18 protein-coding genes are annotated in these 20,147 nt (G+C 66.5%); 15 read left to right on the top strand and 3 right to left on the bottom strand.

Going from position 1 to position 20,147, the window contains the following annotated elements; all coding sequences use genetic code 11:
* Window positions 1-47 precede the first annotated feature (47 nt).
* Window positions 48-524, top strand: a complete 477-nt coding sequence (greA, locus tag AQ610_RS11825) for a transcription elongation factor GreA (RefSeq protein ID WP_006026344.1) — start codon at window positions 48-50, stop codon at window positions 522-524.
* The gene (locus AQ610_RS11820; RefSeq protein ID WP_009911925.1) at window positions 524-1,027 is read left to right on the top strand and encodes a DUF4149 domain-containing protein; all 504 of its coding nucleotides are present in this window, start codon (window positions 524-526) and stop codon (window positions 1,025-1,027) included. Before greA ends, AQ610_RS11820 begins: the two co-directional genes overlap by 1 nt.
* Window positions 1,028-1,108: 81 nt before the next feature.
* On the opposite strand, the gene AQ610_RS11815 is transcribed toward AQ610_RS11820, so the two are convergent.
* On the bottom strand, window positions 1,109-1,654 hold the full coding sequence (locus tag AQ610_RS11815; protein WP_006026346.1) for a YhbY family RNA-binding protein: 546 nt from the start codon (window positions 1,652-1,654) through the stop codon (window positions 1,109-1,111).
* A 192-nt stretch (window positions 1,655-1,846) separates the two neighbouring features.
* Between AQ610_RS11815 and AQ610_RS11810 the strand changes: the two genes are divergently transcribed.
* From AQ610_RS11810 to phoR, 11 genes are all read left to right on the top strand, one after another.
* On the top strand, window positions 1,847-2,509 hold the full coding sequence (locus AQ610_RS11810) for an RlmE family RNA methyltransferase (protein ID WP_009911930.1): 663 nt from the start codon (window positions 1,847-1,849) through the stop codon (window positions 2,507-2,509).
* A 167-nt stretch (window positions 2,510-2,676) separates the two neighbouring features.
* Complete coding sequence (gene ftsH / locus AQ610_RS11805) at window positions 2,677-4,563, top strand: ATP-dependent zinc metalloprotease FtsH (RefSeq protein ID WP_009911931.1); 1,887 nt, start codon at window positions 2,677-2,679, stop codon at window positions 4,561-4,563.
* 112 nt (window positions 4,564-4,675) lie between these two features.
* Entirely contained in the window at window positions 4,676-5,566 is an 891-nt protein-coding gene (gene folP / locus AQ610_RS11800; RefSeq protein WP_006026349.1) for a dihydropteroate synthase, read from the top strand.
* Window positions 5,567-5,591: 25 nt separating this feature from the next.
* Window positions 5,592-6,950, top strand: a complete 1,359-nt coding sequence (glmM, locus tag AQ610_RS11795; protein WP_006026350.1) for a phosphoglucosamine mutase — start codon at window positions 5,592-5,594, stop codon at window positions 6,948-6,950.
* A gap of 424 nt (window positions 6,951-7,374) precedes the next feature.
* Window positions 7,375-8,403, top strand: a complete 1,029-nt coding sequence (gene pstS / locus AQ610_RS11790) for a phosphate ABC transporter substrate-binding protein PstS (RefSeq protein ID WP_006026351.1) — start codon at window positions 7,375-7,377, stop codon at window positions 8,401-8,403.
* Between the two features lie 106 nt (window positions 8,404-8,509).
* Complete coding sequence (pstC, locus tag AQ610_RS11785; protein WP_041861723.1) at window positions 8,510-9,496, top strand: phosphate ABC transporter permease PstC; 987 nt, start codon at window positions 8,510-8,512, stop codon at window positions 9,494-9,496.
* Window positions 9,493-10,386 (top strand): phosphate ABC transporter permease PstA, encoded by an 894-nt coding sequence (gene pstA / locus AQ610_RS11780; protein WP_009911933.1) that lies wholly within the window; start codon window positions 9,493-9,495, stop codon window positions 10,384-10,386. The genes pstC and pstA overlap by 4 nt, the downstream gene beginning before the upstream one ends.
* Window positions 10,387-10,401: 15 nt before the next feature.
* A complete protein-coding gene (pstB, locus tag AQ610_RS11775) occupies window positions 10,402-11,250 on the top strand; it encodes a phosphate ABC transporter ATP-binding protein PstB (protein ID WP_006026353.1) in 849 nt (282 codons plus the stop codon).
* A 20-nt stretch (window positions 11,251-11,270) separates the two neighbouring features.
* Window positions 11,271-11,975, top strand: coding sequence for a phosphate signaling complex protein PhoU (gene phoU / locus AQ610_RS11770; RefSeq protein ID WP_006026354.1), 705 nt, complete (start codon window positions 11,271-11,273; stop codon window positions 11,973-11,975).
* Window positions 11,976-12,003: 28 nt separating this feature from the next.
* Window positions 12,004-12,705 carry a phosphate regulon transcriptional regulator PhoB gene (gene phoB, locus AQ610_RS11765; RefSeq protein ID WP_009911934.1) on the top strand — a complete coding sequence of 234 codons (702 nt, stop codon included), beginning with the start codon at window positions 12,004-12,006 and terminating at the stop codon, window positions 12,703-12,705.
* Window positions 12,706-12,773: 68 nt separating this feature from the next.
* Complete coding sequence (phoR, locus tag AQ610_RS11760) at window positions 12,774-14,084, top strand: phosphate regulon sensor histidine kinase PhoR (protein ID WP_006026356.1); 1,311 nt, start codon at window positions 12,774-12,776, stop codon at window positions 14,082-14,084.
* A 111-nt stretch (window positions 14,085-14,195) separates the two neighbouring features.
* Here the strand turns inward: phoR and ppk1 are convergent, their stop codons facing one another.
* Window positions 14,196-16,256, bottom strand: a complete 2,061-nt coding sequence (gene ppk1 / locus AQ610_RS11755; RefSeq protein ID WP_006026357.1) for a polyphosphate kinase 1 — start codon at window positions 16,254-16,256, stop codon at window positions 14,196-14,198.
* A 275-nt stretch (window positions 16,257-16,531) separates the two neighbouring features.
* On the opposite strand from ppk1, the gene ppx reads away from it, so the two are divergent.
* Complete coding sequence (ppx, locus tag AQ610_RS11750; protein ID WP_006026358.1) at window positions 16,532-18,046, top strand: exopolyphosphatase; 1,515 nt, start codon at window positions 16,532-16,534, stop codon at window positions 18,044-18,046.
* Window positions 18,047-18,098: 52 nt separating this feature from the next.
* On the opposite strand, the gene AQ610_RS36815 is transcribed toward ppx, so the two are convergent.
* Complete coding sequence (locus AQ610_RS36815) at window positions 18,099-18,542, bottom strand: hypothetical protein (RefSeq protein ID WP_009911936.1); 444 nt, start codon at window positions 18,540-18,542, stop codon at window positions 18,099-18,101.
* A 488-nt stretch (window positions 18,543-19,030) separates the two neighbouring features.
* Between AQ610_RS36815 and AQ610_RS11740 the strand changes: the two genes are divergently transcribed.
* Entirely contained in the window at window positions 19,031-20,107 is a 1,077-nt protein-coding gene (locus AQ610_RS11740) for a phosphatase PAP2 family protein (protein ID WP_009911938.1), read from the top strand.
* Window positions 20,108-20,147: the final 40 nt, after the last annotated feature.

The raw sequence follows: 20,147 nt of genomic DNA, 5'->3' as shown, positions 1-20,147 counted from the left end.
AATCGCGGTGATTTTTTATATGGCCGTTTTTAGCTATTGAGTCGTTTATGAGCACCATTCCGTTGACGAAGCGTGGCGCAGATCAACTGCGCGATGAACTGCAGCGCCTGAAGTCTGTCGAGCGGCCGGCCGTCATCAACGCGATCGCCGAGGCGCGCGCGCAGGGTGACTTGTCCGAGAACGCCGAATACGATGCCGCGAAGGAAAAGCAAGGTTTCATCGAGGGTCGCATCGCAGAAATCGAATCGAAGCTGTCGGCTGCGCAGATCATCGATCCGACGGTCGTCGATGCCGACGGCCGTGTGGTGTTCGCCGCGACGGTCGAGCTCGAGGATCTCGAGACGGGCGACACGGTCAAGTATCAGATCGTCGGCGACGACGAAGCCGATCTCGATCACGGCCTGATTTCGGTCAGCTCGCCGATCGCGCGCGCGCTGATCGGCAAGTCCGAAGGCGACGTCGCGGCGGTGCAGGCGCCGAGCGGCGTGCGCGAGTACGAAATCATCTCGGTGCTGTACATCTGATGGCCGGTTCCGCGGCGCCGCATCGCCTCTTTCGCCTGTTGGCGACGGTCTGGGTCGGCAGCCTGCTGACGATCGGCTACGCGGTCGCGCCGGTGCTGTTCGCGACGCTCGACCGGGCGACGGCGGGTTCCGTCGCCGCGCGCCTGTTCAGCATCGAGGCGACGATCGGCGTGGTGTGCGGCGTGTTGCTGATCGGCTTGTCGAATCTGCTCGTGCGGCGCGGCCACGACGCGTACCGGCGGCTGCGCTGGCTGCTCGCGGCGATGCTCGGCTGCGTGCTCGTCGGCTATTTCGCGCTGCAGCCGTTCATGAACGCGCTGCGCGTCGCCGCGCTCGAGGCGGGCACGGATGTCGGCCATACCGCGTATGCAGGGCGCTTCGCGCTGCTGCACGGCATATCGAGCTTCTTCTATCTCGTCGAGAGCCTCGTCGGCGTGTGGCTGATCTGGCGGCTGCCGGGGCAGGGCGGCACGAGCCCGCTCGGCGGCGAGCGGCGCGCCTGAGCCTGCGGAGCGCGGCCTGCGCGCGTCGGTGCGCGGGCCCGCCGACGGGCCGATCCGGCCGCGCGACGCGCCCGGCGGCGATCACTTCTCGTTCTGATGCTGGCGCTTCGCGCTCGACTGGCGCTTTTTCGCGCGCTTCACGTTGCCGCCTGCCGTCACGCGCTCGTTGCCGAGCACGCGAACGGCCTGCGGCTTCGGCCGGCGCACGGCGGGCGCGTTGGGCGATTGCTTGATCACCTTGACGACGCGCGGCGCGCGGCCCTTCGCGGCCTCGGGCTGCGCGGCGCCCGCGCGGGCCGCCTCGCGCGCGCTCGGCATGCCGCGGCGGCCGCGCTGCGGCGCCGCTTCGGCCTGCTCGGGCTTCCAGATCACGAGCAGCTTGCCGATGTGCTGGATCGGCGCGGCGTTCAGGCGATCGCAGATTTCGTCGTAGATCGCGACGCGCTCGTCGCGTTCGTCGCCGAACACGCGGATCTTGATCAACTGGTGCGCGGCGAGGTGGACCTCGATCTCGGCGAGCACGGCGTCGGTCAGCCCTTCGGCGCCGATCAGCACGACGGGCTTGAGCGCATGGGCTTCGGAACGCAGCGCGGAGCGCTCGGCGGGGGAAAGCGAAAGGGCGGGCATCGGAATGAGGAATTCGAATCAAATTGACGGCGGCGGGCCGGGACGAGCGACGAAGCTTTTCCGCGGCGGCGTGCCGAAACCACGTAAAATCGCGGCTTGGGCCCCTCGGGGCCGAAAGCCGCGCCAATAAGACCCGTATTATCCGCCAAAAGCGCGGCTTCACGAAGCAATTGGCAGCAATCTCTCCATCGCATGGCAAAGAACCGCTTTAACCAATCCTGGTTGCACGACCACATCAACGACCCGTACGTCAAAATGGCGCAGCGGGAAGGGTACCGCGCGCGCGCCGCGTACAAGCTGAAGGAGATCGACGAGCAGGACAAGCTGATCCGTCCGGGCCAGGTGATCGTCGATCTGGGCGCGGCGCCGGGGAGCTGGAGCCAGTACGCGCGCAACAAGCTCGCGCAGGGCTCGCGGCGAGACGCGGTGCGCGAAGGCGGCATCGACGGCACGATCGTCGCGCTCGACATGCTGCCGATGGAGCCCATCGCCGACGTCCATTTCATCCAAGGCGACTTCCGCGAGGAGAGCGTGCTGCACCAATTGGAGGAAGTCCTCGCAGGGCGCTCGGTCGACCTTGTAATTTCCGACATGGCCCCCAACCTGTCCGGCGTGGCGGTCGCGGACGCGGCGCGGATCGAGCATGTCTGCGATCTGGCGCTCGAATTCGCGCAAAACCATCTGAAACCGGATGGCGCCCTTTTGGTGAAGTGCTTCCACGGCAGCGGCTACAGCCAGATTGTCGAGAAATTCAAGCACCAATTTAAAACGGTGGCGCCGCGCAAGCCAAAAGCTTCCCGCGACAAATCGTCCGAAACGTTTATTTTGGGTCGGCATCTGAAGCAGCCGCGCTGAACGTGGCATCGCGCGGCAGGATGAGCCGGAGCCCTTGCCAGCCGTGCCGCGCGCCTGTCGGCGCGGTAGCGAATCCTTATGGCGAGGGGCTGCGGACTGGATTAGAATGCCTGATGAGCGCCGCAAGGCAAATGTAGGCGCTCGTCTATGAGTGAAGGAGTGGTGCTTTGAACAACAATATGTTTTCGAAGGCAGCAGTGTGGCTGGTGATCGCACTGGTGCTGTTTACGGTGTTCAAGCAGTTCGACAAGCCCCGCGTCCAGGAAGGCGTCTCCTATTCGCAGTTCATGGATGACGCGAAGAACGGCAAGATCAAGAACGTGGTCGTGCAGGGGCGCAACCTCACCGTCACTCCCGCGGATGGTCAGAAGTACCAGATCGTGTCGCCGGGCGACATCTGGATGGTCGGCGATCTGATGAAGTACGGCGTGCAGGTCAGCGGCAAGGCCGATGACGAACCGAACGCGCTCGTCTCCGCGCTCTACTATCTCGGTCCCACGCTGCTCATCATCGTGTTCTGGTTCTACATGATGAGACAGATGCAGGGAGGCGGCAAAGGCGGTGCGTTCTCGTTCGGCAAATCCCGCGCGCGGTTGATCGACGAGAACAACAACGCGGTCAACTTCTCCGACGTCGCCGGCTGCGACGAAGCGAAGGAGGAAGTGTCCGAGCTCGTCGATTTCCTGCGCGATCCCCAGAAATTCCAGAAGCTCGGCGGCCGCATCCCGCGCGGCGTGCTGCTCGTCGGGCCCCCAGGCACCGGTAAGACGCTCCTCGCGCGCGCGATCGCGGGCGAGGCGAAGGTGCCGTTCTTCAGCATCTCGGGCTCGGACTTCGTCGAAATGTTCGTCGGCGTCGGCGCGGCCCGCGTGCGCGACATGTTCGAGCAGGCGAAGAAGCATGCGCCGTGCATCGTGTTCATCGATGAAATCGACGCGGTCGGCCGTCATCGCGGCGCCGGCATGGGCGGCGGCAACGACGAGCGCGAGCAGACGCTGAACCAGATGCTCGTCGAGATGGACGGCTTCGAGGCGAATTCGGGCGTGATCGTGATCGCCGCGACGAACCGCTCCGACGTGCTCGACAAGGCGCTGCTGCGTCCGGGCCGTTTCGACCGCCAGGTCTACGTCGGCCTGCCGGACATCCGCGGCCGCGAGCAGATCATGCGTGTGCACCTGCGCAAGGTGCCGATCGCGAACGACGTCGATGCGGCGGTCATCGCGCGCGGCACGCCGGGCTTCTCGGGCGCCGATCTCGCGAACCTCGTCAACGAGGCCGCGCTCTTCGCGGCGCGCCGCGGCAAGCGGATCGTCGAGATGCAGGATTTCGAGGACGCGAAGGACAAGATCTTCATGGGGCCGGAGCGCAAGTCGGCCGTGATCCGCGAGGAGGCGAAGCGCGCGACCGCTTACCACGAATCAGGCCATGCGGTGATCGCAAAGCTGCTGCCGAAGGCCGATCCGGTCCACAAGGTCACGATCATCCCGCGCGGGCGCGCGCTCGGCGTCACGTGGCAGTTGCCCGAGCACGACAACGAGACGTATTCGAAGGACTACCTGCTCGACCGCCTTGCGATCCTGTTCGGCGGCCGGGTGGCGGAAGAGCTGTTCCTGAATCTCGTCAGCACCGGCGCGTCGGACGACTTCAACAAGGCGACGCAGACCGCGCGCGCGATGGTGGCCCGCTTCGGGATGACGGACGCGCTCGGGCCGATGGTCTACGTCGACGACGAGAACGACGGCGGTCCGTTCGGGCGCGGCTTCACGCGCACGATCTCGGAGGCGACGCAGCAGAAGGTCGATTCGGAAATCCGCCGCGTGCTCGACGAGCAATACGGCCTTGCTCGCCGTCTGCTCGAAGAGAACCGCGACAAGGTCGAGGCGATGACGGCCGCGCTGATGGAATGGGAAACGATCGACGCCGATCAGATCAACGACATCATGGAAGGGCGTCCGCCGCGCTCGCCGAAGAGCGTGCCGCCGGCCGGCGATCCTTCGTCGGGCGGTTCGTCCGGCGCCGAAGTCAAGCCGGGCAACGCCACCGCGCCGGCATAAACGATCGCGGTTTTCGTTCACGGGCTGGTGTGGCTGTCACACCGGCCCGTTTTGCTTTCTTGTCAGACGCTTTTCGCCGCTTCCCATCGCGTTCGATCCGACGCTTCAGCCCGTGTCCAGTTCCGATCCCGTTTTTCCCGTTCCCGAGCCGCTGCTGTGCGGCCGTTTCACGCTGACCTTCGAGCGGCCCCTCGTGATGGGGATCCTCAACGTCACCCCCGATTCGTTCTCCGACGGCGGCCGTTACGTCGCCCGCGACGCCGCGCTCGCGCAGGCGGAGCGGATGCTGGCCGAAGGCGCCGACATCATCGACATCGGCGGCGAATCGACGCGCCCCGGCGCGCCGCCCGTGCCGCTCGACGAGGAGCTCGAGCGCGTGATTCCGCTCGTCGAAGCGCTGCGCGGCATGAACGTGCCGCTATCGATCGACACGTACAAGCCCGCCGTGATGCGCGCGTCGCTCGCCGCGGGCGCCGATCTGATCAACGACATCTGGGGCATGCGGCAGCCGGGCGCGATTGACGCGGTGCGCGACAGCGCGTGCGGCCTCTGCGTGATGCACATGCTCGGCGAGCCGCAGACGATGCAGGTGCGCGAGCCCGACTATCGCGACGTGGTCGCCGACGTGCGCGCGTTTCTCGCCGATCGCGCCGACGCGCTCGTGCAGGCCGGCATCGATTCGCGGCGTATCAGCGTCGATCCGGGGTTCGGTTTCGGCAAGTCGGTGATAGAACACAACTATGCGCTGCTTGCTCATTTGCCGCGGACGGCGCCCGCGCGGCCCGACGGGCGCGCGTATCCGATTCTCGCCGGCATGTCGCGCAAATCGATGCTGGGCGCGTTGATCGGCAAGCCCGCGCCCGAACGCGTCGCGGCGAGCGTCGCCGCAGCGGTCTGCGCGGCCGAGCGGGGCGCGGCGATCGTGCGCGTGCACGATGTCGCGGCGACCGTCGACGCACTGAAAGTATGGAGCGCCGTGCGCGATGCCGCGCGGCGCGAATAAGTCGAAACAAGGAGGAAGGTTCTACATGGGACGTCGTTATTTCGGCACGGACGGTATTCGCGGCAAGGTCGGCGATGCGCCGATCACGCCCGATTTCGTGTTGCGGCTCGGCTACGCGGCGGGCAAGGTGCTCGCGAGCGCGCCCGGACGCGCGGCGTCGGGCGCTCGCCCGACGGTGCTGATCGGCAAGGACACGCGCGTGTCGGGCTACATGCTCGAAGCCGCGCTCGAGGCAGGCTTTTCCGCAGCGGGCGTCGACGTGATGCTCGCGGGCCCGATGCCGACGCCGGGTGTCGCGTATCTGACGCGCGCGCTGCGGCTGTCGGCGGGCGTCGTGATCAGCGCGTCGCACAATCCGTATCACGACAACGGCATCAAGTTCTTCTCGGCCGACGGCAACAAGCTGCCGGACGAGATCGAGGCCGAGATCGAGGCGCGGCTCGACAAGCCGCTCGAATGCGCGCCGTCGGACGGGCTCGGCAAGGCGCGGCGTCTCGACGACGCGGCCGGCCGCTACATCGAATTCTGCAAGAGCACGTTCCCGGCGGCGTTCGATCTGCGCGGGATGAAGCTCGTTGTCGATTGCGCTCACGGCGCCGCGTATCAGGTCGCGCCGCACGTGTTTCACGAGCTCGGCGCGGACGTGATCCCGATCGGCGTCGCGCCGAACGGCTTCAACATCAACGACGGCGTCGGCGCGACGGCGCCCGACGCGCTGATGCGCGCGGTGCGCGCGAATCACGCCGATCTCGGCATCGCGCTCGACGGCGATGCGGATCGCCTGCTCGTCGTCGACCACACCGGGCGGCTGTATAACGGCGACGAACTGCTGTACGTGCTCGTCAAGGATCGCATTGCAACTAACGGTCAAGTCGAAGGGGCGGTGGGCACACTGATGACGAATTTCGCCGTCGAGGTCGCGCTGAAAGATGCGGGCGTGCAGTTCGTGCGGGCGGCGGTCGGCGATCGCTACGTGCTCGAGCAGTTGCGCGAGCGCGGCTGGCAGCTCGGCGCCGAGGGCTCGGGCCATATTCTGTCGCTCGATCGGCATTCGACGGGCGACGGGATCGTCTCGGCGCTGCTCGTGCTCGCGGCGCTCAAGCGCAGCGGCAAGACGCTCGCTCAGATGCTGGAAGGCGTCACGCTGTTTCCGCAGAAGCTGATCAATGTGCGGATGAAGCCGGGCGCCGACTGGAAGGGCAGCGACACGATCCGCCGCGCGATCGATTCGGCCGAGCAGGCGCTTGCCGGCAGCGGCCGCGTGCTGATCCGCGCGTCGGGGACGGAACCCGTGCTGCGGGTGATGGTCGAGGCGCGGCAGGCGGCGGACGCGAACCATCATGCGGAGGCGATCGCCGACGCGGTCAGGCAGGCGACAGCGTAAGCGCGGCGCGCTCGCGCCGGCGCCGGTGCGGTCGGGCGGGGCCCGACCGGAGTCGAAGCCGAAGCTGGACCTCATATCGCGGGGCCGCCGATCCGGGACGAATCGGCGGCCCCGCGGCGTTACCGCGCATCCCCTCGAAAATTCGTCCGGCTAATAGAAAAACAAAAGGCAGGCGCGCATCGATCGCGGCGATGCGGTCCGCCCGCGATCCTCCGCCAACGTCGACTTTTCCTTTGCGTGAATTTTTTCCTACGCTCTACAGGCGGTCCGCTCGCGCTCGCAGGCGCCCCTGACAGACGGCGCTGCCGCCTTTCAATTAAGTCATGTTACTGTCATACGAGGTTCATCGATTGTCACATTACTGTCATGAGCAGCCCCTAATCTTCGCGGTGCCGTAGTCATCCGCTCACACACTGGAGGTCTCATGAAATTGATGCAAACCGCGTTCGCCGGTCTCGCCAGCGCGCTTTTCGCGGTCGCCGCACATGCCGACATCACGGGCGCAGGCAGCACCTTCGCCATGCCGATTTATACGAAATGGGCAGCCGACTATCAGCAGTCGGGCGGCGTGAAGGTCAACTATCAGGGCATCGGCTCGTCGGGCGGCTTGAAGCAGATCATCGCGAAGACGGTTGATTTCGCCGGCTCGGACGCGCCGCTGAAGGATGACGAACTCGCGAAGGAAGGCCTCTTCCAGTTCCCGACGGTGGTGGGCGGCGTCGTGCCCGTCATCAACGTGCCGGGCGTGAAGGCGGGCGAACTGGCGCTGTCGGGCGAGGTCCTTGGCGAGATCTATCTCGGCAAGATCAAGAAGTGGAACGATCCGGCCATCGCGGCGCTGAACCCGAAGGTCAAGCTGCCGGATACGGACATCGCGGTCGTGCGCCGCGCGGACGGCTCGGGCACGAGCTTCATCTGGACGAACTACCTGTCGAAGGTCAACGACGAGTGGAAGTCGAAGGTCGGCGAGGGCACGACCGTCAACTGGCCGACGGGTACGGGCGGCAAGGGCAACGACGGCGTCGCGGCATTCGTGCAGCGTCTGCCGGGCGCGATCGGCTACGTCGAGTGGGCGTACGCGAAGAAGAACAACATGGTCTACACCGCGCTGAAGAACTCGACGGGCACCGTGGTCGAGCCGAAGACCGAGACGTTCAAGGCCGCTGCCGCCGGCGCGAACTGGTCGAAGTCGTTCTACCAGATCCTGACGAACCAGCCGGGCAAGGAAGCGTGGCCGGTCGTCGGCGCGACGTTCGTGCTGCTGCACGCGAAGCAGGACAAGCCGGCGCAAGGCGCGGCGACGCTGAAGTTCTTCGACTGGGCGTTCAAGAACGGCGCGAAGGCGGCGGACGATCTGGATTACATCTCGCTGCCGGCGTCGGTCGAGACGGAAATCCGCAAGCAGTGGAAGGCGAAGGTGACGGACGCGGCCGGCAAGACGGTCGCCGAGTAAGCTTGACGGCAGCGTCATAGCGGTTCGCCGCCCGGCTGCAGGGCCGGGCGGCGTGTGCGGTACAGGCGGGCGACGCAAGCCGCCCGTCATTGAGAAACAGGCTCCCATGTCTGATATTCCTTTCGCGTCGACACGATCCGGCGACCAGGCGCCCATGCGCGCGCCGAGCCGTTACGGCGACATCGTGTTCGGCGGCCTCACGCGCCTCGCGGCCATCGTGACGCTACTCCTCCTCGGTGGCATCATCGTGTCGCTCATCATCGCGTCGATGCCGACCATCGGAAAATTCGGCCTCCCGTTCCTGTGGCACTCGGAATGGGACCCCAATTCGGATACATACGGCGCGCTCGTGCCGATCTACGGGACCGTCGTCACGTCGATCATCGCGCTCGTCATCGCGGTGCCCGTGAGCTTCGGCATCGCGCTCTTTCTCACCGAGCTCGCGCCCGTCTGGCTGCGCCGGCCGCTCGGCGTCGCGATCGAGCTGCTCGCCGCGATCCCGTCGATCGTCTACGGGATGTGGGGCCTCCTCGTGTTCGCGCCGATCTTCGCGACGTATTTCCAGAAGCCCATCGGCGCGCTGCTGAGCCCGATTCCGGTCATCGGCGCGCTGTTCCAGGGGCCGCCGATCGGCATCGGCATCCTGTCCGCCGGCGTGATTCTCGCGATCATGATCATTCCGTACATCGCATCGGTGATGCGCGACGTGTTCGAGGTGACGCCCGTGCTGCTGAAGGAGTCCGCATACGGCATCGGCTGCACGACCTGGGAAGTGATGTGGAAGATCGTGCTGCCCTACACGAAGACGGGCGTGATCGGCGGCGTGATGCTCGGCCTCGGCCGCGCGCTCGGCGAGACGATGGCCGTCACGTTCGTGATCGGCAATACGAACCTGCTCGACAACGTGTCGCTGTACTCGCCCGGCAACAGCATCACGTCGGCGCTCGCGAACGAATTCGCCGAAGCGGCGCCGGGGCTGCACACGTCCGCGCTGATGGAGCTCGGCCTGATCCTGTTCGTGATCACGTTCATCGTGCTCGCGATCTCGAAGCTGATGCTGCTGCGCCTCGAACGCGGGGAGGGCCGCAAATGAGCGCGCCGATCGTCAACATGCCGGGTCCGGACGGCGCCGTGCTCGACGCGATGCGCGCGCGATTGCAGCGCCGCCGCAAGGCGACCAACGTGATCGCGCTGACCGCGTCGCTCGCCGCGATGGCGTTCGGCCTGCTCTGGCTCGTCTGGATTCTCTACACGACGCTGCATCTGGGGATCGACGGGCTGTCGCTCACGCTCTTCAGCGAATCGACGCCGCCGCCCAACACGGCGGGCGGCGGGCTCGCGAACGCGATCGTCGGCAGCCTGCTGCTCGTCGCGCTTGCGACGTTCGTCGGCACGCCGATCGGCATTCTCGCGGGCGTCTATCTCGCCGAGTACGGCCAGAAGAGCTGGCTCGCGAGCGTGATGCGCTTCATCAACGACATCCTGCTGTCGGCGCCGTCGATCGTCGTCGGTCTGTTCGTGTACGCGCTCGTCGTCGCGAAATCCGGCCACTTCAGCGGCTGGGCGGGCGTGATCGCGCTCGCGCTGCTGCAGATCCCGATCGTGATCCGCACGACCGAGAACATGCTGAAGCTCGTGCCGAATGCGCTGCGCGAGGCTGCCTTCGCGCTTGGCACGCCGAAGTGGCGGATGATCCTGAAGATCACGCTGCGCGCGTCGGTGGGCGGGATCATCACGGGCGTGCTGCTCGCGGTCGCGCGGATTGCCGGCGAAACCGCGCCGCTCCTCTTCACCGCGCTGTCGAACCAGTTCTTCTCGGTCGACATGAACCAGCCGATGGCGAACCTGCCCGTCACGATCTTCAAGTTCGCGATGAGCCCGTTTGCGGAATGGCAGTCGCTCGCATGGGCGGGCGTGTTCCTGATTACGCTCGGGGTGCTGGGACTCAATATCCTCGCGCGCTCGGTCTTCTCGAAAAAGTAACGGCGGAGCAATCCGATGAACATGGCAGAAAGCCACCTCGATCCCTCGAAATTCGCCACGGGGCCGGCCGGCGTCGGCGCGGCGGCGGGGCAGCGTCCGCTCGCGCCGCTCAACGCGAAGATCGAAGTCAAGAACCTGAACTTCTTCTACAACAATTTCCACGCGCTGAAGAACATCAACCTGAGCATTCCCGAGGGGAAGGTGACGGCGTTCATCGGCCCGTCGGGCTGCGGCAAGTCGACGCTCCTGCGCACGTTCAACAAGATGTACGCGCTCTACCCGGAGCAGCGCGCGGAAGGCGAGATCGTGATGGACGGCGAGAACCTGCTGCAGTCGAAGCTCGACATCTCGCTCTTGCGCGCGCGCATCGGCATGGTGTTCCAGAAGCCGACGCCGTTCCCGATGTCGATCTACGACAACATCGCGTTCGGCGTGAAGATGTTCGAGCGGCTTACGCGCTCGGAGATGGACGACCGCGTCGAATGGGCGCTCACGAAGGCGGCGCTCTGGAATGAAGTGAAGGACAAGCTGGGCCAGAGCGGCTACGGCCTGTCGGGAGGCCAGCAGCAGCGTCTTTGCATCGCGCGCGGCATCGCGATCCGGCCCGAGGTGCTGCTCCTCGACGAGCCGTGCTCGGCGCTCGATCCGATCTCGACGGGCCGCATCGAAGAGCTGATCGCGGAGCTCAAGAGCGACTACACGGTCGTCATCGTCACGCACAACATGCAGCAGGCGGCGCGCTGCTCGGACTACACCGCGTACATGTATCTCGGTGAGCTGATCGAGTTCGGCGAAACGGAGAAGATCTTCATCAAGCCGGTGCGCAAGGAAACGGAAGACTACATCACGGGCCGCTTCGGCTGACCGGGTGACGGAGGGCAACAATGTCGGATAAACATCTGTCGAGCCAGTTCGACGCCGATCTCAACGCGGTGTCGTCGAAGGTGCTCGAAATGGGCGGCCTCGTCGAGGCGCAGATCACCGAAGCGATGCATGCGCTGAACGAGTTCGACCGCAACGCGGCCGAGCGCGTGATCGAGACGGAGGAGCGCCTCAATCACATGGAAGTCGAGATCGACGAGGAGTGCGGCAACATCATCGCGCGCCGGCAGCCGGCCGCACGCGACCTGCGTCTCCTGATGTCGATCTCGAAGACGATCACGAACCTCGAGCGCGCGGGCGACGAGGCCGAGAAGATCGCGAAGCGCGTGCGCCGTCTCGTCGACGAGCCCGCCGCGCGCGGCGTGAACATCGCCGAGATCAAGGTATCGGGCGACATGGCGGTCACGATCCTGCGCCGCGCGCTCGATGCGTTCGCGCGCCTCGATACCGTCGCCGCCGCGCAGATCGTCAAGGACGACAAGGAGATCGACCAGGAATTCCGTGCGTTCGTGCGCAAGCTCGTATCGTACATGCAGGAAGATCCGCGGACGATCTCGGTCGGCCTCGATTATCTGTTCATCGCGAAGGCGATCGAGCGGATCGGCGATCACGCGAAGAACATCGCCGAATTCATCATCTACATCGTGAAGGGCACTGACGTGCGGCACCAGCCGCGCGACCTGCTCGATCGCGAAGCCAATAGCTAACTGCCGACAAGGACGGACCGAGGTGCCGATGCCCAGCAACATTCTCGTCATCGAAGATGAGCCCGCGATTTCCGAATTGATTTCGGTGAACCTGCAACACGCGGGACATTGCCCGATTCGCGCTTACAACGCGGAGCAGGCGCAGAGCCTGATCAGCGACGTGCTGCCCGATCTGGTGCTGCTCGACTGGATGCTGCCGGGCAAGTCGGGCATCGCATTCGCGCGCGACCTGCGCAACAACGAGCGCACGAAGCACATCCCGATCATCATGCTGACCGCGCGCGGCGACGAGCAGGACAAGGTGCTCGGCCTCGAGATCGGCGCGGACGACTACGTGACGAAGCCGTTCTCGCCGAAGGAGCTGATGGCGCGGATCAAGGCGGTGCTGCGGCGTCGCGCGCCGCAACTGACCGAGGACGTCGTGTCGATCAACGGGCTGCGGCTCGACCCGGCGACGCATCGCGTCGCCGCGCAGGGGGACGGCAGCGAGATCAAGCTCGATCTCGGCCCGACAGAGTTCCGCCTGCTGCATTTCTTCATGACCCATCCGGAGCGCGTCCACAGCCGCACGCAGTTGCTCGACCAGGTCTGGGGCGACCACGTGTTCGTCGAGGAGCGCACGGTCGACGTGCACATCAAGCGGCTGCGCGCCGCGCTCAAGCCGGCCGGCTGCGATGCTATGATCGAAACCGTGCGCGGCAGTGGCTACCGGCTCGCGAAACACGCGTAACGGGCGCGCGGCGCGAGAGGCTGCGCCGCAGCGTGCCATCGTTTTCCTCTTTCGTCGGGCGCCGTATCATGAACATCATCTGGGCGCGCTTTCTGGTGTCGCTCGTCTTGCTCGCGCTCGTCAGCGCGATCATCGGCGCAATCGCGGGCCCCGTGCCGGGCCTCGTTTTCGCGCTCGCGATGCTCGTCGTGCAGGGCTTCGTCAGCACGTTTCACACGCAGCGCCTCTGGCGCCTGCTCGATGCGCCCGTCTACGGAGAAGTGCCGAGCGCGCCGGGCATCTGGGGCGAGATCTATTACCGGCTGCACAAGCTCGCGAAGCAATGGCACGCGCAGGTGCGCCAGGTCGAGCAGCAGCATTCGCGCTTCATCCAGGCGATCCAGGCGTCGCCGAACGGCGTCGCGATGCTCGACGACCGCGATCAGATCGAGTGGTGCAACGCGATCGCCGAAGTGCACTTCGGACTCGACACGAAGCGCGACCTGCGCCAGCACATCACGCATCTCGTCCGCCATCCGGATTTCGTCCGCTACCTGAACGGCCAGCATTACGACGAGACGCTCGTGATGCGCGGCATGGGCGGCAACCGGCAGAACGTGCTCGCCGTGCAGGTGTTTCCATACGGCGAGAATCGCAAGCTGCTGCTCACGCAGGACATCACCGAGCTCGAGCGCACCGACGCGATGCGGCGCGACTTCGTCGCGAACGTGTCGCACGAGCTGAAGACGCCGCTCACCGTGCTGTCGGGCTTTCTCGAGACGATGCGCGAGCTGCCGCTGTCCGACGACGAGCGCGCGCGCTATCTGGAGCTGATGGAGCAGCAGGCGTCGCGGATGCGGCACATCGTCACCGATCTGCTCGTGCTCGCGAAGCTCGAGGGCGAAGGCAAGCCGCCTGCCGATCGCGCGGTCGACATGCGCACGGTGCTCGATCACCTGAAGGACGATGCGCAGACGCTGTCGAACGGGCATCACGAGATCACGTTCAAGGTCGACGAGACGCTCGCGGTGACGGGCGCGCAGACCGAGATCTTCAGCGCGCTCGGCAATCTCGTGACGAATGCGATCCGCTATACGCCGGAGGGCGGGACGATCCGCGTCGAATGGCGGCGTGACGGCGCGCAGGCGGTGTTCTCGGTCACGGACAGCGGGCTCGGCATCCCGGCCGCCGATCTGCCGCGGCTCACCGAGCGGTTCTACCGCGTCGATCGCAGCCGCTCGCGCGACACGGGCGGCACGGGGCTCGGGCTCGCGATCGTCAAGCACGTGCTGCAACGGCACGATGCGCAACTGGCGATCCAGAGCGAGGAAGGGCGCGGCAGCACGTTTGCCGCGCGCTTTCCCGCGCATCGGACGATCAGCCGGCGGCATGCGGCGTGACGTGACGCGCGTGCGGCGCGGTGCGCCCGGCGCCTGCGCCGCGCCGGAGGGTGTCGTGCTTCTCCGTCAACGGTTTTCGACTCGGCGGAAAACGCGCCGCGCCGCCGCCCGTCAGCAGAATTTCGCGAGGAGCCCGAGCTGTGCGTTGCGCGGCGCCTTGCCCGCGCGGCGGCGGCGATAGTGGCCGTCGCTCTGCATGAGCCACGCGGACTGGTTGTCGCCGAGGAACACCGACAGCCCTTCTGCGATCACGCGGCGCTTCAGCTTGCGCTCGCGCACCGGGAACGCGACTTCGACACGACGGAACAGATTCCGATCCATCCAGTCGGCGCTCGACAGATAGACGAGCTCTTCACCGTCCGCGTGGAAGTAATAGATCCGATGGTGCTCGAGAAAGCGCCCGACGATCGAGCGCACCGTGATGTTCTCCGACAGCCCCGGCACGCCGGGCTGCAGCGCGCAGACGCCGCGCACGATCAGGTCGACCTTCACGCCGGCTTGCGACGCCTCGTAGAGCTCGGCGATCACGGTCGGCTCGAGCAGCGCGTTCATCTTCGCCACGATCCGTGCCCGCTTGCCGGCGCGCGCGTTCCCGGCTTCCGCGCGGATGTGCTCGATCAGCCGCGGGTGCAGCGTGAACGGCGATTGCCACATCTCGTGCAGCTTCAGCTCGCCGCCGATGCCCGTCAATTGCTGGAACACGTGATGCACGTCCTCGCAGATCGTGGGCTCCGACGTCATCAATCCGAAGTCGGTGTAGACGCGCGCGGTGCGTGGATGATAGTTGCCGGTGCCGAGGTGCGCGTAGCGGCGCAGCATTGATTTGCCGCCTTGCGTCACGCGGCGCACGATCAGCATCATCTTCGCGTGGCACTTGTGGCCGACGACGCCGTACACGACGTGCGCGCCCACCGATTCGAGCTGCGCGGCCCAGTTGATGTTCGTCTCCTCGTCGAAGCGCGCGAGCAGCTCGACCACGACCGTCACTTCCTTGCCGTTGCGCGCGGCTTCCATCAGCGCGTCCATCAGCGGCGAATCGGTGCCCGTGCGGTAGATCGTCTGCTTGATCGCGACGACGCTCGGGTCCCGCGCCGCCTGCTGCAGCAGTTCGAGCACCGGCTGGAAGCTCTCGTATGGGTGGTGCAGCAGGATGTCGCCGCGATCGATCGCGTCGAACATCGACGGCGCGTTCGCGACCGCGGGCGGGATCGCCGGCAGGAATGGCGTGAACTTGAGCTCGGGCAGGTCGACGAGATCCGGCAACTGCATCAGCCGCACGAGATTGACGGGGCCGTCGACGCGATAGCAATCCTTCTCGGTCAGGCCGCTTTCGTCGAGCAGGCGCCGCACGAGATGCGGTGGCGTGTCGGCCGACACCTCGAGCCGCACCGCATTGCCGAGATGGCGCGCGGGCAGCTCGCCCTGCAGCGCGACGCGCAGGTTCGTGATTTCGTCCTCGTCGACGAAGAGTTCGCTGTTGCGCGTGATCCGAAACTGGTTGCAGCTCTTGACGACGAGCTTCGGAAACAGCTCGCCGACGAAGCGCTGCATCAGCGAGCTCAGCAGCACGAAGCCGTGCTGAAAGCCCGACAGTTCCTGCGGCACGCGCACGAGGCGCGGCAGCGCGCGCGGCGCCTGCACGATGCCCATCACCGCCTGACGGCCGAACGCGTCGCGGCCTTCGAGCTCGATCACGAAGTTCAGGCTCTTGTTCAGCACGCGCGGGAACGGATGCGCGGGATCGAGGCCGATCGGCGTGAGAACGGGCAGCAGCTCGTCGAAGAAATAGCGGCGCGCCCATTCGATCTGCGCGTCGCTCCATGTCTCGGTGCCGTGAAAATAGATGCCTTCCTGTTCGAGCGCGGGCAGGATCGTTTCGTGCAGCATCGTGTACTGCCGGTGCACGAGCCGCTGCGCGCGCTCGACGACGAGGTCGTACACATGCTGCAGCGACATGCCGTCCGGCGCGAGCGCGCCCGGATTGTCGCGCATCTGCTCCTGAAGGCCGGCCATCCGGACTTCGAAGAATTCGTCGAGGTTGCTGCTCGTGATGCAGATGAAGCGCAGGCGTTCGAGGAGCGGGACGTGCGGATCGGCGGCTTGGGCGAGCACGCGCTCGTTGAAGCCGAGGATGCCGAGCTCGCGATTCAGAAGCGGATAACGAAGGGACATCGGCAGAGAATACGGAAGGTCAGGCGCAGACTCGAAAGGTCGCTCGGAAATTCTCACGGTGCGATGACGTGCTGATGACAGTTTGATGTTTATCGGCAAATCATACGCTCGAAAACCTGGGATTTCATAAAAGCGTCCTCTGGATACAATGAAAGCATGTGTCGGCCGGCTCGCGGCCGACACCGGAAGGCGCGCAGCGCTTAAAATGGCGCCTTTGATCTTTTCGGTACGCACAGCATCGCCTGCGCGCACCAGGCGAGAACGGAGCCCCCTCGATGGTTACATCCCCGCATCTACTGGCTGCCGTCGATCTCGGCTCGAACAGCTTCCGGCTCATTGTCGGGCGCGTCGAGGAGACGCCCGCCGGCAGCCAGATCTATCCCGTCGACGCGCTGCGCGAGCCCGTGCGGCTCGCGGCGGGCCTGTCCCGCGACAAGATGCTCGATCGCGCGTCGCAGGAGCGCGGGTGGGAGGCGCTCAAGCGCTTCGGCGAGCGGCTGCGCGATTTTCATCCCGATCACGTGCGCGCGGTCGCGACCAATACGCTGCGGGTCGCGAAGAACGCCGGCGAGTTTCTCGCCGAGGCGGAGGCGGCGCTCGGCTTTCCGATCGAGGTGATCGCGGGCCGCGAGGAAGCGCGCCTCATCTATGCGGGCGCCGCGCACTCGGTGCCGGCGAACACCGGCAAGCGGCTCGTCGTCGACATCGGCGGCGGCTCGACCGAGTTCATCATCGGCCAGCACTACATGCCGCTCGTGATGGAGAGCCTCTACATTGGCTGCGTGAGTCACAGCCGCGCGTTCTTTCCGGCCGGCAACGTGGACGAATACACGATGCGCCAGGCCGAGCTCGCCGCGAAGCGCGAAATCCAGATCATTTCCGGCGAATACAAGAAGGCGGGGTGGGATCAGGCGATCGGCTCGTCCGGCACCGCGCGCGCGCTCGCGGAGCTCGTCGAGGCGAACGGCTTCAACGACGCGGGCGTGTCGCACGGCATCTCGCGCGGCGGGCTCGAGCGCCTGAAGCGCGCGCTCATCAAGGCCGAGAACGTGAACCGGCTGAAGCTCGTCGCGCTGAAGCCCGATCGCGTGCCGGTGCTCGCGGGCGGCCTGTCGATCATGCTCGCGGTGTTCGAGGAGCTCGGCATCGACTACGTCGACACGACGGACGGCGCGCTGCGCCTGGGCGTGCTGTACGACCTGCTCGGCCGCACGCAGCACGAGGACATGCGCGCGGTGACGGTCGACGGCTTCACGCGCCGCTACGGCGTCGATCGCGCGCAGGCGGCGCGCATCGGCGCGCTCGCCGCGCGTTTCTACGACCAGCTCGACGAGCCCGAAGGCGAGGCTCGCGACGAAAGCCGCACGTTCCTCGGCTGGGCGGCCGCGTTGCACGAGATCGGGCTGTCGATTTCGCACAGCGCGTACCACAAGCATTCGGCGTACATCGCGAGCAACGCCGACATGCCGGGTTTCTCGCGCACCGACCAGGCGCGGCTCGCCGCGCTCGTGCTCGGGCACGCGGGCAAGCTCGGCAAGCTGTCGCAGTCGCGCGAAGTCGAATGGCCGCTGCTGTTCTGCCTGCGCCTCGCGTCGCTGCTGTGCCGGCGCCGGAACGACGCCGGCCTGCCCGACATCAGCGTCGCGCAGATGAAAAAGGGCGGCTACGAGGTGCACCTGCCGAGCGCGTGGGTCCAGCAGAATCCGCTCACCGACTACAGCCTCAGTCAGGAGGCTGCCGAGTGGGAGAAGGTCGGCATTCCGTATCGCGTCGTCTATACGGGCGCGTGATCCGGTTGTGCCGCCCGCGCATTGGGCTGTCGGCCGTCGTATGCCGGCGCGCTCACGGCGACGTGCAGACGATCGCCGTCAGAAACGGAAACGCATCCTTGACGACCGCCCGGCTGCCCGCCTCGCGCACCTTCGCCTCCACCGCTTGCATCGAGCCCCGGACGACGACGCCATATGCCCAGTCGCCGATCGGCTCGCCGTCGCCATGCGTGAAGAGCGGGTCGTTCTCCTGATAGCCGAGCACGACGTAGATCGGGAAACCGTAGGCGGTCAGCGAACGGTTCGTGCGGAACGCATTCATCGAGTTCGCTTCGACGTGCATCGGCTGCGAGCGGATCGCGCCGCTGGCGACGAGCGGCGCGACGAACGCGTGGCCTGTCGATGAGCAGTCGAGTGCGGCGTCGAGCGCTTGTGAATCGGCGTACGCGGACGACGCGGTCGCAAGCGTCGCGATCGGGATCAGCAATCGAACAATCGGGCGGAGTGAGTGGTTCATGCGATGGCGCTCGCCGGGCAGGCGGCGGGTTGTCGACGGCCCGAGGCGGGCCGTTCGGTCGGAGTCGGGCGGGAAAGGCGCGGCATTGCAGGCGCGGTCCTTTCGAACGGCTTTTCTTTCGAACCTTGCGGTTCGGGCGCGGCTTGCCGGCGCCGTTTGCCCGATGATAGCGAAAACGCCCGGCATGCGCAGGCGGCGTGGCGCGGACGCGTCCGATGCACGTGCGCTGGGCGGGCGCACCATTATGCGGGCGCGGCGGCTCGCGACGAGGCGGGGGCTGCGCTTGGGTGACGTGTGCGCGTAGGCGACATGCGCGTAGGCGATGATCGACCCACGCGCGACCGACGATCTATGATGGGCGACGCGCCCGCCCGAGCGGCCGTTTTTCGCCGGCATCGGACCCGCTTCGGGCACGCCGTGCGCGGCGAACCGCCGGAGCCATGCCGGGAGCCGCCGGGCGCGGCCAGCCGCCCGACGAGAGTGAATTCATGACGCATCGCGCAGACACCGCCCCCGTCGACAACTCGCGCCACCGCACGCTCGCGATGGGCCGCTATGGCGTCGGCGCAGCGTTGTGCGCGGCGGTGGGGCTCGTCGACGCTGTGTGGCTGCGCGCGGGCGGCTACGCGTTGCAAGGGGCCGGCGCCGCCGTGGCCGCACGGGCGATTGCCGTCTGCGCGGCGTTCTCGCTCGTATTGGGCGGCGTCGCACGCGTGCCGCGCTACGCGGACGTCGCAGCGCGTTTTCGCTATCGCGAGGCCGCCCGAACGTTCGCGTGGCTCGCACTCCTTGCCGCGTTCGTCGCGGCGGCGGGCATCCTGTCCTACCTGTGCGTGACCTTGCGGCCACCGCTGATCGACGGCACGCTGATCCGCCTCGACGCCCGTCTCGGCTTCGACTGGCCCGCCGTCTATGAGCGGATTCGCGCGCATCCGGCGCTGCGGCGCGCGCTCGCGTTCGCATACGACAGCGCGCAGTGGCAATTGATCGGGATACCGATCTGGCTGGGCTTGACGAGACGCGACGCCGAGCTGTCGGAGTTCGTCACGCTCTTCATGCTGACGAGCATGGTGGTGCTGCTGATTTCGATGCCGTTTCCGGCGGCGAGCGCGTTCCTGCATTTCCGGGTGACCGATCCGGTCGCGCTGTCGGGCGTGAGCGATTTCGGGCGATTGCGCGACGGAACGCTGCGCGTCATCGATCTGGCCGCACTGCAGGGCATGGTGTCGCTGCCGTCGTTTCACACGGTGCTCGGCGTGCTGTTCGCATATGCGCTGCGGCGCGTGCGCGTGGTCGCGCCGTTCGCGCTGCTTTTCAACGGCGGGATGATCGCGTCGACGCCGACGCAAGGAGGTCATTATCTCGTCGACGTGCTGGCCGGATTGCTCGTTGCGCTCGCGGCGATCGCCGCGCTCCGCTACGCGGCCGACGCACGCGCGAGCGCCGCTGCCGCTGCCATGTTCCGCGGCTTGCGGCGGCGGCCGATGGCCGGACTGGCGGCGGATGGCGATCCGGCGCTCGCACGACGCGCCGCGCGCGCCTCCCGGTCGCGCGGCGACGCGTGAGCCGTGAGCAGCCCGCGAGCGGCGGGATTCCATTGCGTTT

This window comes from Burkholderia humptydooensis (assembly GCF_001513745.1).
Taxonomy (GTDB): Bacteria; Pseudomonadota; Gammaproteobacteria; order Burkholderiales; family Burkholderiaceae; genus Burkholderia; species Burkholderia humptydooensis.
This window is presented reverse-complemented; position numbering and strand designations above follow the sequence as displayed.

What these genes read in the sequence shown, in the direction of transcription:
- greA (WP_006026344.1), top strand. Translation starts at nt 48, where the DNA reads ATGAGCACCATTCCGTTGACGAAGCGTGGCGCAGATCAACTGCGCGAT.
- AQ610_RS11820 (WP_009911925.1), top strand. Translation starts at nt 524, where the DNA reads ATGGCCGGTTCCGCGGCGCCGCATCGCCTCTTTCGCCTGTTGGCGACG.
- AQ610_RS11815 (WP_006026346.1), bottom strand. Translation starts at nt 1,654, where the DNA reads ATGCCCGCCCTTTCGCTTTCCCCCGCCGAGCGCTCCGCGCTGCGTTCC.
- AQ610_RS11810 (WP_009911930.1), top strand. Translation starts at nt 1,847, where the DNA reads ATGGCAAAGAACCGCTTTAACCAATCCTGGTTGCACGACCACATCAAC.
- glmM (WP_006026350.1), top strand. Translation starts at nt 5,592, where the DNA reads ATGGGACGTCGTTATTTCGGCACGGACGGTATTCGCGGCAAGGTCGGC.
- pstS (WP_006026351.1), top strand. Translation starts at nt 7,375, where the DNA reads ATGAAATTGATGCAAACCGCGTTCGCCGGTCTCGCCAGCGCGCTTTTC.
- pstC (WP_041861723.1), top strand. Translation starts at nt 8,510, where the DNA reads ATGTCTGATATTCCTTTCGCGTCGACACGATCCGGCGACCAGGCGCCC.
- pstA (WP_009911933.1), top strand. Translation starts at nt 9,493, where the DNA reads ATGAGCGCGCCGATCGTCAACATGCCGGGTCCGGACGGCGCCGTGCTC.
- pstB (WP_006026353.1), top strand. Translation starts at nt 10,402, where the DNA reads ATGAACATGGCAGAAAGCCACCTCGATCCCTCGAAATTCGCCACGGGG.
- phoU (WP_006026354.1), top strand. Translation starts at nt 11,271, where the DNA reads ATGTCGGATAAACATCTGTCGAGCCAGTTCGACGCCGATCTCAACGCG.
- phoB (WP_009911934.1), top strand. Translation starts at nt 12,004, where the DNA reads ATGCCCAGCAACATTCTCGTCATCGAAGATGAGCCCGCGATTTCCGAA.
- phoR (WP_006026356.1), top strand. Translation starts at nt 12,774, where the DNA reads ATGAACATCATCTGGGCGCGCTTTCTGGTGTCGCTCGTCTTGCTCGCG.
- ppk1 (WP_006026357.1), bottom strand. Translation starts at nt 16,256, where the DNA reads ATGTCCCTTCGTTATCCGCTTCTGAATCGCGAGCTCGGCATCCTCGGC.
- ppx (WP_006026358.1), top strand. Translation starts at nt 16,532, where the DNA reads ATGGTTACATCCCCGCATCTACTGGCTGCCGTCGATCTCGGCTCGAAC.
- AQ610_RS36815 (WP_009911936.1), bottom strand. Translation starts at nt 18,542, where the DNA reads ATGAACCACTCACTCCGCCCGATTGTTCGATTGCTGATCCCGATCGCG.
- AQ610_RS11740 (WP_009911938.1), top strand. Translation starts at nt 19,031, where the DNA reads ATGACGCATCGCGCAGACACCGCCCCCGTCGACAACTCGCGCCACCGC.